18 protein-coding genes are annotated in these 14,018 nt (G+C 45.1%); all 18 read right to left on the bottom strand.

The window, feature by feature from the left end:
• Positions 1–3: 3 nt before the first annotated feature.
• The 18 genes from MTTB_RS01430 to mcrB all read right to left on the bottom strand — a co-directional run bounded on the left by MTTB_RS01430 (position 4) and on the right by mcrB (position 13,793).
• Positions 4–276: a PRC-barrel domain-containing protein gene (locus tag MTTB_RS01430; protein ID WP_428343369.1), complete on the bottom strand. Its 273-nt coding sequence runs from the start codon at positions 274–276 to the stop codon at positions 4–6.
• Positions 218–868, bottom strand: a complete 651-nt coding sequence (locus MTTB_RS01425; RefSeq protein WP_248564751.1) for a TIGR00454 family protein — start codon at positions 866–868, stop codon at positions 218–220. Before MTTB_RS01425 ends, MTTB_RS01430 begins: the two co-directional genes overlap by 59 nt.
• Positions 856–2,340, bottom strand: coding sequence for a methanogenesis marker 14 protein (locus MTTB_RS01420; RefSeq protein ID WP_248564750.1), 1,485 nt, complete (start codon positions 2,338–2,340; stop codon positions 856–858). Before MTTB_RS01420 ends, MTTB_RS01425 begins: the two co-directional genes overlap by 13 nt.
• A 95-nt stretch (positions 2,341–2,435) precedes the next feature.
• A complete protein-coding gene (locus MTTB_RS01415) occupies positions 2,436–2,867 on the bottom strand; it encodes a universal stress protein (protein ID WP_248564749.1) in 432 nt (143 codons plus the stop codon).
• Complete coding sequence (locus MTTB_RS01410; RefSeq protein ID WP_248564748.1) at positions 2,860–3,819, bottom strand: calcium/sodium antiporter; 960 nt, start codon at positions 3,817–3,819, stop codon at positions 2,860–2,862. Before MTTB_RS01410 ends, MTTB_RS01415 begins: the two co-directional genes overlap by 8 nt.
• Before the next feature lie 89 nt (positions 3,820–3,908).
• Positions 3,909–4,844 (bottom strand): tetrahydromethanopterin S-methyltransferase subunit H, encoded by a 936-nt coding sequence (mtrH, locus tag MTTB_RS01405; RefSeq protein WP_248564747.1) that lies wholly within the window; start codon positions 4,842–4,844, stop codon positions 3,909–3,911.
• Between the two features lie 23 nt (positions 4,845–4,867).
• Positions 4,868–5,113 (bottom strand): tetrahydromethanopterin S-methyltransferase subunit MtrG, encoded by a 246-nt coding sequence (gene mtrG, locus MTTB_RS01400; protein WP_248564746.1) that lies wholly within the window; start codon positions 5,111–5,113, stop codon positions 4,868–4,870.
• A complete protein-coding gene (mtrF, locus tag MTTB_RS01395) occupies positions 5,114–5,332 on the bottom strand; it encodes a tetrahydromethanopterin S-methyltransferase subunit F (protein WP_248565241.1) in 219 nt (72 codons plus the stop codon).
• A gap of 16 nt (positions 5,333–5,348) precedes the next feature.
• Complete coding sequence (mtrA, locus tag MTTB_RS01390) at positions 5,349–6,068, bottom strand: tetrahydromethanopterin S-methyltransferase subunit A (RefSeq protein ID WP_248564745.1); 720 nt, start codon at positions 6,066–6,068, stop codon at positions 5,349–5,351.
• 12 nt (positions 6,069–6,080) lie between these two features.
• Positions 6,081–6,386, bottom strand: coding sequence for a tetrahydromethanopterin S-methyltransferase subunit B (locus MTTB_RS01385; RefSeq protein WP_248565240.1), 306 nt, complete (start codon positions 6,384–6,386; stop codon positions 6,081–6,083).
• An 18-nt stretch (positions 6,387–6,404) separates the two neighbouring features.
• Positions 6,405–7,214 (bottom strand): tetrahydromethanopterin S-methyltransferase subunit MtrC, encoded by an 810-nt coding sequence (gene mtrC / locus MTTB_RS01380; RefSeq protein WP_248564744.1) that lies wholly within the window; start codon positions 7,212–7,214, stop codon positions 6,405–6,407.
• Positions 7,215–7,910: a tetrahydromethanopterin S-methyltransferase subunit D gene (mtrD, locus tag MTTB_RS01375; RefSeq protein WP_248564743.1), complete on the bottom strand. Its 696-nt coding sequence runs from the start codon at positions 7,908–7,910 to the stop codon at positions 7,215–7,217.
• A gap of 3 nt (positions 7,911–7,913) precedes the next feature.
• The gene (mtrE, locus tag MTTB_RS01370) at positions 7,914–8,795 is read right to left on the bottom strand and encodes a tetrahydromethanopterin S-methyltransferase subunit E (protein WP_248564742.1); all 882 of its coding nucleotides are present in this window, start codon (positions 8,793–8,795) and stop codon (positions 7,914–7,916) included.
• Positions 8,796–8,902: 107 nt separating this feature from the next.
• On the bottom strand, positions 8,903–10,603 hold the full coding sequence (gene mcrA, locus MTTB_RS01365; RefSeq protein WP_248564741.1) for a coenzyme-B sulfoethylthiotransferase subunit alpha: 1,701 nt from the start codon (positions 10,601–10,603) through the stop codon (positions 8,903–8,905).
• 17 nt (positions 10,604–10,620) lie between these two features.
• Positions 10,621–11,379 (bottom strand): coenzyme-B sulfoethylthiotransferase subunit gamma, encoded by a 759-nt coding sequence (mcrG, locus tag MTTB_RS01360; RefSeq protein ID WP_248564740.1) that lies wholly within the window; start codon positions 11,377–11,379, stop codon positions 10,621–10,623.
• Between the two features lies 1 nt (position 11,380).
• Positions 11,381–11,977 carry a methyl-coenzyme M reductase I operon protein C gene (mcrC, locus tag MTTB_RS01355; protein ID WP_248564739.1) on the bottom strand — a complete coding sequence of 199 codons (597 nt, stop codon included), beginning with the start codon at positions 11,975–11,977 and terminating at the stop codon, positions 11,381–11,383.
• The gene (gene mcrD / locus MTTB_RS01350; RefSeq protein WP_248564738.1) at positions 11,978–12,427 is read right to left on the bottom strand and encodes a methyl-coenzyme M reductase operon protein D; all 450 of its coding nucleotides are present in this window, start codon (positions 12,425–12,427) and stop codon (positions 11,978–11,980) included.
• A 34-nt stretch (positions 12,428–12,461) separates the two neighbouring features.
• Entirely contained in the window at positions 12,462–13,793 is a 1,332-nt protein-coding gene (gene mcrB, locus MTTB_RS01345; RefSeq protein WP_248564737.1) for a coenzyme-B sulfoethylthiotransferase subunit beta, read from the bottom strand.
• Between the last annotated feature and the right edge of the window lie 225 nt (positions 13,794–14,018).

Genomic DNA, 14,018 nt, shown 5'->3' with positions numbered 1-14,018 from the left:
GGGTTATTCTGCTATTATTATGAATTCTCCAACCTTCTCCACTTTCCCGAATGGTACGAATAGGCGGTCACCCTTCTTCTTCGCACCCTTTACTGTGACGTTCCTCCCTTTTTCTACTTTTATGACAATATCTGTTATTTTACCCGTTTTATCGTTAATTATAAGTTCTTCGAGTTCGCCAAGTATCCTCGCATTATTCGTAGCGACCTGATAACCTTTAATGTCGCTCCAATATTTCTCTTCTCCTTTTATTAGACTTTTCTCTTCCAATATCATCACCCAATAGTCTTTCGAGGAATATAAGATCCCTGAGAGTGTTTATGTTTAGTGCAAGTTCCAATCGTGGAACCTTTAAAACTTCTTGTTTTTGTATCTTATTTTTACTCCTTAATATATTTACCCCGCTGGGTACCATACCCCTCCATGAAGCAGATGGTATAAGACCATGCTCCTCATAAACTCCAAGGGGTACGAAAACTGTGAGGGCCTCCACACTAGAAACTCTATAATATTCTATTATTTCATCAATGAGAGGGGGATCAACTAATGGCAGGTCCGCGTTTATAACGAATAGGATATAATCGCCCTTTTCTTCAAAATAGGATAATATTTCCCTCAGATCTTCTATGTAGCCTTTGCCACTGGTGCGGATTATGCTATATCCCAAGCTCTTCACATGATCTTCCGTCAATGGGGTGTTTGGACTTGTTGCAACCATTATATTTTGGATATTATCTGATCCTTCAAGGTTTTCTAGGACATGCTCTATGAGGGGTTTTCCACCTGCTGGGGTGAGTGGTTTTTCATGTTCCTGGTTTAGGCGCGTGCCCTTCCCACCCGCCATTACGATGGCTATTATTCTATCCATTTTTCCTCTTTTTTGCGTTGTAATTTCCTCCTCATCCCGAGTATGCATGGTCCTCCTTGTCTACCACCTATCGGCGTGTGTGGCGTGCCTATGGAGTTCATGCAACGGGCCATTACAGCGGCGCCCAGGGCAAGGGCATCTGAGACGAAAACAACATCCCTGAACCTTTTATTAACATATTCTAGTATTAGTCTTGGTTTTTCACCTGTTATACCCGCTCTTCCAGTTACCCCCAAAACTGAACCCTCTTCTATAACCCCCTCCTCGAAGGCTTCGTCTATGAGCCTTTTTGCTATGAGTGCGCTCACATAGTCTAGGGTTGCGAATAACGTGTTTATACCATCTTCTTGGTATATTTCATGTCCAATTTTCGCAAGTTCTGGAAGTTTGTCACCATTTTTACCCGCATCACAGCCTATGAGTGTTGTACCAGCATCATAGGCCGCATCGGGGTCAACTGGAACCGTACCAAATCTTCTACGGTCCTCTGGGACTTTCCTTATATCTATAACCTCTTCATGTATCATCTCGGCATTTTCACGCGCCTTTTTCCAGTCAGCCCCCTTTAGGATGGATTTCCTATAAAGGTCTATGGCTGCTCCACCCTCCATGTCAACCATCTCAGTCCCCCTTATAAGGGCGTCGGGTATGGCCCCCGCAAGCCCGCAGAAGTTTCCGATTGTCCTCGCATAGGGTTCTGCACTGTTCACTATACGCCCCGCGAGTGTTGTGCCAAAGTCTAAGGATACACAAGGGTTCCTGTAGTCTACCTTTGTCCATTTGGCCCCTATTTTGATCCCAGCTGTGACTAGTTCTCCTTCCATTTCATTGGCGACTACCTGCCTACCAGTGGGTGGTATTACACTTGCCACGGCACCATCAAATATCACTTTATCTAGGAGGGAAAATTTTCTTAAACGTGGGGGTAGATTATCAACCGAGAGGGCTGGTGCCATCTTCCTTGGTGGTATACCCGCCTTCAGGCACCCTTCCGCCAATGCTATGATGAGTTGGCCAACGTCTTTAGGTGATGCGAATCCAGCTGTAACACCAGTAGATCTTACCACGAAATCAAGATCCTCTTCTATATCTATCCGGGCCCTCTTGGCCGATTCTAGGATTGTGTCCCTTACAAGTTCGGCTACTGATTCCTTTGTTAATTCAACACCCCATACTGTTTTCCCAAAGACTTCTTCACCGGGTTTTGGGGGTCTTATGTCCCTGGTCATGTTAACAGTCTTATCTAGGAGGTAGCTTCGACTTGTGTTAAGATTAGTTGCAGTTAGTATGCACTTGGTGGTGGTGTTACCTAATTCTACCGAGGCCACTATATAATATACGTCAGGGTTTAACGCGTACCCAGAACCTACAGTTTTTTTCGTGAAAGGTGACGCCTTTATCTCTTCTATGGTCTTGTACCTACTTTTGGCTATTACTGGTTTAGGACCGAAAAGTTTACTCAGAAACCACATACTTTTGTACCCCCACGGGTTATTGGTTGATCTAATATCATGAATATAATTTCTTCCAGAAATCTGTTGGACAAAGTATGGGGGGCTCCCCGTTTTTATATTGTTCTTACAAGGTGAATAGTACAAGGCGCATAATGTACAACCTTCTCTGAGACGCTCCCAAGTAAATGTTTATCAACAAGACTTTTACCAGTCCCTAATACGATAACATCAACCTTTTCTTCCTCCGCGAATTTAACAATCTCCTCTGCAGGGTCTCCCTCCCTTATCACGCCCTTAAATTTTATGTTAGGGTTTTGCGGGCCGTCTAATCCCTTTTTCATCTCCTCTATTATTTTTTCTCCTCTTTGCCGAAGTTCCTTCGCCATCATCTGCTTAATCTTCCGCGGAGTTAAAAAGGGCACCGACGTGTCAACAACATATAAACATAAGACCTCGGCTTCTCTACCATGGAGTAACTCTAGTGTATGCTCTATTAATTCATCCATGTATTCGCCCATTGTCGCAACAAGAATCTTCCTATACATATCCAACACCATTTAATCTAATAAACGCATATACTAAGTATACAGTGAATAATATTATACCCCCACTCCTTTTAAGTTTCATTTCCCCCCGTCTTATTAATAACAGTAGTAGTATTGTCACCATTATCATAACTGGCGCATCCAAATTCAAAGCAAGGGGATCAACTGGAATCGGTTTTATAAGTGCAGGGACCCCTATACCTATCAGGATATTAAAGGTGTTACTCCCAAGGACTGTTCCAATAGATAGATGATGGAGTCCCTTAATTGCAGATGAAAGTGTCACAACAAACTCTGGAATGCTTGTTCCAATGGCTAATGTGAATAAACCCATTATCATCTCAGGAACCCCAAATATCCTCGCAAGTTCCACAGCAGTATAAACTAGTATCCTACACCCTACCACGAGCCCGGCGAATCCGAAGAACGCGAAAAGAACAATCCTAGGATCCAACTTTCTCCTTCCCCCATTTTCTTCATGTTTCCTGTTATAATCCTTCTGGGCTTTTATAAGACTCCAGAAATAGACCAAATATAACAATATCATGACAAAGGCGGCAAACCTACCGATACTACCCAAGAACATGAATAAAATTAATACAATACCCGTCAAGAGAGGGGCTGTGAAATCTCTCCTAAAATTAGCTGATCCAACACCAATATTCCCCGCCATTATCGCTGAAAGGCCTAATATCCCTGCAATATTCCAAATATTAGATCCTATAACACAACCCACACCAATCTCCGTGCTCTGAGAAAGTGACGCTATAACCGCTGAGCCGAATTCTGGCAAAGAAGTGCCGATGGCAGATGCCGTAACCCCAAGGATAATCTCTGATATCCCAAAGGCTCCCCCAATCTCCACGAGATTATCAACGAAAACATTTGCAGATTTTATAACTATAATCAAGGATATTGCCAATGCAATAACTAGGACAACACCAATTATCAAAGGATCCACCAAAAAATCCATTAACTATAATCAGATTTAAAGTTTACGATAAAAAAAGGAGACTAAAAAAATGATAAAAAAGAGAACCATTAGAGGAGTTTGTAGTATGGGTGGTCCTCTGTTTGTGGTTCTGTGCCCAGGTCCAAGGCTGCTTCGCATATAAAGATGTCAGTCATGGCACAACCGGCGAAGGCCATCCTAACATTCTCTATTGGACCGTAGAATATCCAATCTGAGCCTGTCATCTGCTGTATGAAGTTGGAGCCCACGTCACAGACGGGCCAAACCTCTCTGTGCTCTTTTCTAAAGTCTCGCACCCAGTTCCAGGCAGATGGTACATTGTGGATGGCGCTACCGACAGGGTATCCCCATTTGCTCTTCACAGCAAATGCTGTTCTTACCGCATGCCCTGCACCTGCACCTAATGGTGTTACTGCAACATCCATAAGTGGCTTGTCAATACCACACTCTGCTGCAATTTCTAGCAATCCTTTAGGGATCATACCCCCACCATCTTCCCATATGGCGATTCTGCCCTTAACACTGGGGTCCTGGGCATTGAAACCTAAAACCACAGCAGAGGATACGCCAGTATCCTTTAAGCCTGCGATTTCATCATCATCAATCGACATGTTTATTGAATTGTATATGGCCCTGTCAGCGACTCCTATCTCATCGGCATGGGTAGCCCCTGCAAGTCTCGCATCAGCCACTGTTGAGTCTATGAGGAATGGCGCATCTGTAACTTCAACAACGAAGTCTATATGTCTAGCCATTGACTCGCCATCTTCGGCTTGTATACCCACGAAACAAGGGTTACCAGTCGTGTCGGACATTTCTTCCTGAAGTTTTATCAGGGCTTCGGCTTTCTCCTTATTGAAAATATCCTTCTTTTCATCTTCATAAATGTCCTGCCCAGGATAGAATATTGTTCCAGCTAGGACTGTTGGATATTCTCCAGGTTGACCTCCAACTTTAACACCGGCTATGTCAAATACCTCTTGTTCTTTATCAAACCTAAACATGTTATACCTCCCAAATAATTATTTTAGAATCCCAATAGGGATTTTATAAATCCTGCAAATAAAAGTCTCGTAGCTAAAAGGATTAAAAGACCTATAAGTATACCATATAAGATCCCAACATCCCTACCTATCTGCTGACCTAATCTCTGGGAATATTCCCCGACTACGAATTCAACCTTCTCTTCAACATCGTCTAGGCGTTCATTAGCTTTGTTGAATTCTTCAGCAGATACCATCACACGAGGTATTATAGTTTCTTCCTCTGCCAATTAGATCACCCCACGTACCCTCAAGTACGTCATTAGTAGAGGTATTATCAGCCCTAGGATAAAGGCTATGATGAGACCATAGCCGATCCCGCTTATCCTAGTAGCTATTAGGCCCGCGAACAATCGGCCATCTCTACCGATTAATTGGGTTCTGTATCTTATGTCCTCTGTGACATTTTTTATGCCTCGGACATTTGGTTTACTTGATAATTTGATCACCATTTTATTACCTCCACTATATCATTAATAGCAGCCCCAAGGTTAACATGAAGGCTAAGCCTATCATTATACCCTGGACTTTCCCTGAGTACATGCCTGCGAACATCCGGTTGGTGGAACCTATCATTTTAACCTGGGTTTGTATGTTCCTCATCCTAGCTTCTATGAGAGCTGTTTCCGCTGCAACGGGCCTAACTTCCTCGCCAACCTCTTCCTCGGCTTCTTCTTCTACTTCTATTACCATTGGTTCTTCTTCGAATGCTCCTGGGTCTTTTTCTATGCACTCTTTGACCTTTGCCTTGATCTGCTCTGGGTCTTCAACGTCTATCATGTTTACGAGTTCTAATTGTTTCTGGAATCTCTCTATGCCCTCATCTGGTATGTTCTCGATGTAGGGTATTGCACCATCAGCTCCTATGATCTTCCTGTTCTGTTCCGGGTCCACACCATTCTCATAGAGGGCTGCGAGACTCTGACCTACAATATGCCCTTGAACCTCTGAACCACAAAGCACAAGGAACCTGATATTAGGATTGGAGATCACATTGGCAATTACTTTCTCAAGACCAATATTCTCTGTCTTACAGGGTCCAGCTATAGCAGCACCAGCCTCATGGGGAACATCCTCAATATGGCTGGCGAGAGTCACTGCAGCCACAGGACTCTCCGGGTCACCTACAATATAATCACCATTCACTACAGGCCAACCCTCAGCAGGAGCCTTTTTCTCAACCACAAAAAACACCTCCTATAAGAGTATCCAGGCGCACAGTAGTATCATGCCAAGGATGAAACCATAGACTATATTTGTTAGTTTACCCGCGGTGAGGTATACTCCCTCCCTGCCAGGGTATGATCCTTCCGGTACTGTGCTCGGATCCAATGAATTAACAAGATCATCTGCTGTGGCCTCTAAAGCAGCTATCTGTTGGTTTATCTCATCCATGGATAATATTAGGAGTTCTCTTCCAACGGCCGCCCCTATTATGCCCGTGGAAGGATCTAGGCTATAGTTAAATTCAGGGACAACCTTAACCAAGGGTAACATGTCCACCATTTCTATATCCTCCTTTTATTCGAATTCTTCCTCCTTAGGCCATAATCCAGTCCACTTAACAGAAGCTGCATCTTCAAAGGTCGCGCCGACGAACGCTCTGAAAGCTATTAGCCATCCTATGGCGCCAACGAGTAATACAAGCCACCATCCTGGATTGCTTGTAACTGATAGTAGTCCTATCACGGCCATTGAAAGGAATCCACATGCTGCTGCTAGTTTAAGGGTTCTTCTCTGGTTTTCGTTTGGTCCAAGGCATGCGTTAAATGGATGCTGGATGGCCATAGTATTCAATATGAAGAGCAGAGCTATGAATCCCGTTGCCACGACTGAACTTACCACTGGCTTCATAGTGTAATTGCCAGCTATGGCTATTAGGAATCCTAGGACGGAGAGTGCAGCGGCTCCTGAAATCTCGGCAGTGCACCTTGTAAGGATTGGGATCTTCATCTTCAAGACCTTCTGGCCTAGGAATCCTACAATGGCTCCGAGTATCATTGCAAGTATCAAGCCTATTATGGGTATTGCCATGTTAGGCACGGCCACTACCATGGGCGTGGCGATACCTGCAACTAGTCCCACTATACCAATAGCCACTGACATGTACCCTATAGATGGTACACCTGTACCAAGACCATAACTTGCAACTCTTCTAATGGCATCAGCACCCCATACTATGGCACAAACTGCACCAAGACATGCGAGTAAACTTCCAATCACAGGAACACCGAATAAGTATATGCCTACAAGGCCACCTATAATCCCAAGGGCTAACAATCTACTCTCTGGGATTGCAGCGGCTGTAGGGCCTCCGGCTGCTACTGTCATTTAGAATACACCTCCAATCAATAATGTTGAAAATATCCCGGCTATTAAGGAGGCGACGAGACAAGCTACTATGCCTCTACCAATCCTCTTAAACTTGGGATCATGGAATCCTTCGATGGTACCGCCGATATTGTATGATGCGATCACGGCATTAATGAAGAACACTCCAACAGCGAATATCCCCGCAATTGTACTTGCTCCTATCATCCCATAAGATTGGAGTAGTGCCTGTTGCAGCGCCCAGTATACTAGGCCCCCCCCTATTCCACCGAGGGCTGCTCCTATAAGACCACTCACAAAACAGACTGTTGGGAGGCCATGACCCTCTGTACCTGGGGTTACATAGTCTTTCTGGTCAAGTCTTGTTATAGGGTCTCGGTCGACCTTTGCTGACACTGGAACTGTGCCTACACCGAAAACGTAAACTAGATTACCAACGAGCATGGTTATACCTAGCATTAGCATTGCACCAACCGCCCCTGCGGCTAGTATCAGTACTGGGTTTTGGCCTGTCATTGCAGCTGCCGTTATCAATCCAGTCATACCTGCACCAGCCGCTAGCATCGCAGTACCTGTACCAACACCAGTTGCTGTTGCCATGGCAGCTGGAGCTCCTCCCACAGGTACGAAGTGGACGCCTCCACCTACGAGTATTCCGCCAACTGTAATTGCTCCTATTAATGTTAATGGATCCATTATCTATTCCTCCCTCACCTTGTAGGGTCCATAATTCTTTCTTGCGAACATTTCTATCCTATTGTTTAGGATTATCAATAATAGGACTATTATAAGGCCGACGATAATGCCACCCTGTATGCCAAATACTATCGTGACCCAGAAGTTGAAGAATACTATGAGTCCAAAGGCGAATCCTGTGACTGGTCCTCCATATTTTGCGCAGAAGTTGACAACATCCATTGAATTCCTGGCCCCTAATTCTGCTTTGGTTGTTATGTCACCATGGTTTGCCACTGGCACGCCACCACCGAATGGGTAATGCTGGTATTCCCTCTCGGCACCATAGTGGACGTCTCCAGTTGATGAACCAATGGCCCCTATTGTGATACCCCACAACACTGCAAGTAATGGTAGTGGGAATGGGTGGCCAAGTCCTTCAAGTGGTAATGTCATAAGATATGATAATCCTACAATACCGAATGTCACGATAAATCCATGGCCTGCAATTGGGCCTATATGCTCGACGAGTATGTCGAGGAATAATGGTTGATTAAATTGAGACTGGCTCGCGATCCTACCCATATGGGATGTTACAGCATATATTGCATGAACCATCGCAGCTACAACTGCTCCGAGGGCTATTGCGATGATCACAGGGATATGAGCGCTTAGGAACACATACGCTACTGAGCCTGCGATACCAGCCCATAAACCATAGGCTACTGGTTCTCCAGATACTGCCTTGTTAAATATACGGTGCAGGTGTCCTACTTGTGGTGCTAACTGGACTTGGGAGTTCGGGTTACTCTGGGATCCTACATCAGACTCTAAGTCTTCCGCAGCCCCTGCTATGGTTGCAGCTGCGCTCATCAAAGCCACTACACCTAAACTAACGAAATCCATACTTTGTTCCTCCTTTCCCTTTAAGTAATAAAAAAATAGGTGTATCACACGCAGGAGGGTTCCCCCGCGTGTAATACACCCTCATCCATTCCTTTTTTGTGCTGTGATTATTTTGCTGGTGTAATGAGGTCTCTTTCACCGGCTGGTTCGAACTCTCTTAGAGCGCCTTTAGCGAATTCTCCACGTACGTTAGTCCAGTCGAATACTAGGTTGTCGTCTGCGAATGCTATCTTGACTAGTGGGTTGAAGCAGAATGCATCTCCACGAGCAGCGTGTACTGCCTGTACTATACCTGCGTATTCACCCTGGTGTCCCACGTTCATTGCATAGTTTGGATAGTTGGCTCCCCTTGCCTCTAATGGTAGGCCTTCGTCTCCTCTTATTGCGAAGACGTTAGCTGCACCACACTGGTCTTGGAGGTCGTATCCGTAGAATCCAAGTCTTGCGTGCTGCTCCTTGTGTAAGTACATTGACAAGTACCATCCGCTTAATGCGGTCTGTGAGTTTCCTGTTGCGAATCCTGTTGAACAAGCGGATGCTGCTGCTGCGACAGCTGCCCTCTGTGATCCTCCAAATTGTGTCTCGAGTAGGGATGGGTAATCCTCATACTGTTCTAGGGAATAGAATGTGACTTCACTTGCCACGTCTAGGACTGTGTCCATGGTGTTAGGTGCTTCTGCAAGTCCACCATACTTGTCTTCGACGTATTCTCTACCATAGTAGGTGAAGTCGTCTAGGATGTTGTCTGTGTATGCTGCTGTTGCATATTGTGTGAATCCTACACCACCTGACATGTATGAGCCTAGCCAGATCTGGTCGTATAGCATTGCACCTGCTGCGACGACGTCGAGTGCGACGCGTACTGGGTCATCGTAGTTGACCCTCATTGATTGGACTATGTCTGCGAGGTATCCGAATGCTAATCCGCCGGGTTCGTTTTCACCCCTTGCACGTCTTACTGGTAGGTAGGTTGCCATGTGGATGACTTCTGCGTGTTTTGCAGCGTATGCAAAGTCTCCTGTTGCAGCTTCACCTGCACATTGTTTGTATGCGGAGATCATTGACATACCGATCTGCATTGCTGACCATCTGCTTGTGGTACCACCGTCACATGTCCTTGATACGATTGTGGGTATTCTGACTGCCTGCCAGATTCCATCTCCCACTTCGGCTTTGAGTTGTTCGGCTTGGTCTTCTGGGAATTGTTTGTTTATGTCTATGAGGAATGCGTCGTCTATTTCGTCTGCTATTTCATCGTTACCTGTGAAGACTTTAACGTAACTGTCGTCTGTTAATGCTGGGTGTGTTTCTACCATGTGCTCTTGCACGACTGCTGCACCTGGCATTGCGTGGTTGACTGTTTCAAGGTAATGGTTTATTGTTTCTGGTGTAACTTCTTTACCCAGCCTCTTTTCTATGACTGCGTGAGCGTGGTTTAATCCTACGATAACTGTTTTTCGGATGTCATCCCAGAATTGTTGCATTGCAGCGTTGTTTACAAAGTGTAGGTCGTCACCTTCTACGAAGGTGTCTGTTGTGGATACCTGGTATGGCATCAGCACCCTCTGTCCTAGAGGAGTACCAATGTCTGGGTTGTATCCGGGTATTCCACGTTTCTTGGCGATTTCTTTACCTGCTTCTACGAATTCTCTTTTCCTCTCTGATTGTTTCCAGCCCCCAAATTTGTAGAAGCTTGTTTGTCTCTCTTCTGGGGATTCTTCGAATTTGTTCTTCAGAGACCTCAGGAATAGTCTTTCTTCTTTTAGGCTTGCTTCATCGACCTTCTTTATTATCTTCTTTTCTGCCATATTTCACACCTCCCCTCCTATTTTATCTCTTCTGGTAGGAAGCCTGCTTGGCTTCTGAGGACGTGAATTCTTTGGGTTACTTCTACTACAGGTTCGTCATCACGGTATGCTATGTTGTCTCCACGGTATATTGTGGTCTTCTCTTTTAGTGTTTCCTCGTCTAGTGGCTCTCCTAGGTCTATTGGTTCGTCTAGTTCGTCTCCGATCTGGTTTTTAACTGCTTCTACTCTGCCTGTGTCTGGGTTGTAGACTTGTCTTCTTAGCATGTCGAACATCATACCGTTTTCGTCTAATCGTAGTGAGTGTCCGTGTACTGTTTTACCCCTTATACCGCTTCTTGCTGGGTCGAAGAATTCTGTTTCGATAAGTTCCTTGGAGAATTTTTCAAGGTCTCTTTCTCTTGTTTCGATAATTTGTCGTCCTGATAGTGTACCTGCATCAGCCCCTCTGAATCTCCACATGTATGCTCTGGATCTTACGTATGGTTGGGCTGGTGCATTGTACATTGAGTCTGTGAATTGGATGTATCTAACCCTGTCACCTGCCTTGGCACCGTCTAGTGGTTCTACGAGCTCCCTTATTGGGTCTTCTGGTTCATCTAATTCCTCGAGGGGTGGGTGTACGCTTGGGTATTCTTCTCCGGGTGCTCGGTGTCCTAGGATCCATACCACGTCCTCGTCTGAGACTTCCCTCAATTTTTCTAATTCGGCTTCAGGGTTCATGAATTTTCTTCTGTTTTCGGCAATCTTGGTTTTGCCGGGATAGAATTGTGCCATATCATGCACCTCCTAATGCTAACTTAACCTTTCTAATGATCTCATCCAACTTTTCTTGGGGGCATGTTTCTCCTCTAATAACCCCACTGATTATATCAATTATTATACCCTTTGTTTTGGGTTCTTCTGGCATGACAACCCTCGTTTTAACCCCTATCTTCGCGAAGTCCTCGAAGTCGACAGGATATTCGCATATTACTATGCAAGGGCGGTCTACATTTCTTAGTATGAGTCTGGCCTTGTAGATGATGTGGTGTTTCACTCCTCCTAAGTGTACTACTAGGAGCTTGTGTCTTTTCATTTGTTCAATTTCTTGATCTGTGAGTCCGAATAAGCTTCCAGCGCCTGCTGTTGGAGCATCTTGAGGTACTCCTGCCCCTGCGTTTAATACTAGTGTGCTTGTCATTATATTAGCTTCACGGAGTGCGAATGTTATCTCACAGACTGGTTTTGTTATATGGCGTCTGCCGGGGGACATTGCAACGGCTAGTACTTCGCTCCCGCATTGGGCGAAAGTTCCCCTCTGGGCTATACCGCCTCCTTCACCCATGCCCATTGTTTCGCGGCAGTCAACAACATGTGTGCACTTTCCGATCATCTACTGCTCCCTTTTCTTCTTTTTCTTTATTATTGTGGCGCGTTCGGATAATCTTGCGTTGGGGTCTGTTAAACCGACGAGTTCATCTGGGATCTCATCAAGGAGTTCCCCATATTTTAGTTCATCGGTTACTGTCTTCTGGGTCCTTATGAATTTTCCTATGTGAACTTCGAATCCGAATGGCAGGTTATCCTCGCAGACTTTCTTTATATCATCGATTGCACTTTCATCCTCAACTTCTAGGAGTACTCGGCCAGTTTTCACTTGTAGTTCAACTTCCTGACCGCTGATTTTGATTATTCTACGGTCGGGGTGTCCCTCCTCTGCTGGGGGGAGTCTCTGGCCTTGTATGACCATCCTCTTTATACCCTTGATTTCTTCAAGGTCGTTAAGGAGCTTCTCGGTTGTGTCGGCCCCGAGGAGTCTGTGTGGGAATATTTCTATGTCCATTAGGTTCTTTGCCCCCAATCTTGGGTGAGATCATCTAGATTTCGTCTTTTATTTCGGCTGCTGCCTCCACTACGAATTTGAGTGGTTCTCGGAACTCGTCTACTTGGCTGAACACGTCTTTAATTAGTCCGGATGTTGCTTCTGGGGAGAACATCTGTGTTCCTGAGTCTAGTGCCATTGCAGCGGCGACGCATGGTATGGCGAACCCTTTACTGTGCCTTGTGACGATGTGGTTTCCGTTGAAGATACCTGGACCACCACCACCGTAGATGGAGTGACTGAAGAAGGAGAATCCTACTGCTGTACCTTCTACTCTTCCGAAGTCTACGCTTGGCAGTCCTGTTTCGAATTCGATTAGGTCATTGTAGTATAATAGCGTGGATGATACACCCTGGGCTGCTCTTGCTGCGCCCTGGTTGACCATTGTAGCGGCCATACAACCAGCTGCAGCATAGGCGTTCCATAGTGGTATGTCATCTGTTCCATATACTTTGAAGCCGTCTAATTCTTTCTCGACTTTTATCACACCATCTTCGAGTGCTCTTTCAACAACAGAGGCTATCACGGTACCTACTGTTCCTTCTTTTCCGTTTTCTTTTACTAGGTCGTATACCAGGTTGTCTGCATTCATACCCTGGTATGCAAGTCCAAGAAGGTGCATTCTTTCAAATGCTCCTACTGCGTCACCCATTTCGAACATTGCTGTCTGTTCCAGGATTGATGATAGTGCTGCTGCTTGCATTGTGGTCTTGAGTGTGGCTGCTACGATGTGGTTGACTAGGATGTTCCTTAGTGCATATCCTGGGCCTTCGAGTTTCTGTGGGATGTCTAGCATTGTGGCTATGTTACCTCCAAGGTATTCGACTGATTGTGGGTATCTTCCGAGTACTGCTGCCTTGACCATGTTGGCGTCGTACATGTTGACGTCTAATTCTTTTATTATGGCCTGTATGAATGCGCTAGAGGTTACTAGTGGTGCTACAGAATATTCTGCGGCAGCTTCGAATCTTGTGGTTGGTACTTGTACGAGTGCTCTCTTACCACCATGTAACAATTCTACTGTTGTGTCGTCGTCTTCGGAGACTTGTATCATCTCCTTTGCGGTTTCTGCTATGGCCTCGGCATTTCCTAAGATGTCAAGGTCCATTTCTCTTCCGGGTATTCTGCATCCAGGTCCTGCTACCTTCGCTGTTTTCAGTGCGTTTTCGATTCCTTCTAGGTTGACGGCTACTGTCCTTTTAATGCCTTGTACGATACGTCGTATGGCTGGGTTCCAGAGAGGACTTAAGGCTTCTACTGGCACGTCCTCTTCGACGAGGTTGCCTCTGTCGTCGTACAAGTCGACCTTATCCTCAAACTTCGCCATTTTTTCCCTCCTAACAATTAGTTTTGTATACTATGCAAGTTGGACATCCGGGGATGTCCAAGATCGTTCATCTAAACCTTGCATAGTATACGGTGTATATCTCTTATTAACATGTTTAATTAAGGTTTCTTTTTAATTCAAGTCGAAAAATTTATAAATAAGAAAATAGGGCTATGTATAGAATTATTAACATTTTCAATATTTTTCACAGTTTTTCCATTCTCA

It is taken from the genome of Methanothermobacter tenebrarum, from assembly GCF_023167465.1.
Classification (GTDB): Archaea; Methanobacteriota; Methanobacteria; order Methanobacteriales; family DSM-23052; genus Methanothermobacter_A; species Methanothermobacter_A tenebrarum.
The sequence above is the reverse complement of the archived record's forward strand: the minus strand, read 5'-3'. Positions and strand labels throughout refer to the sequence as shown.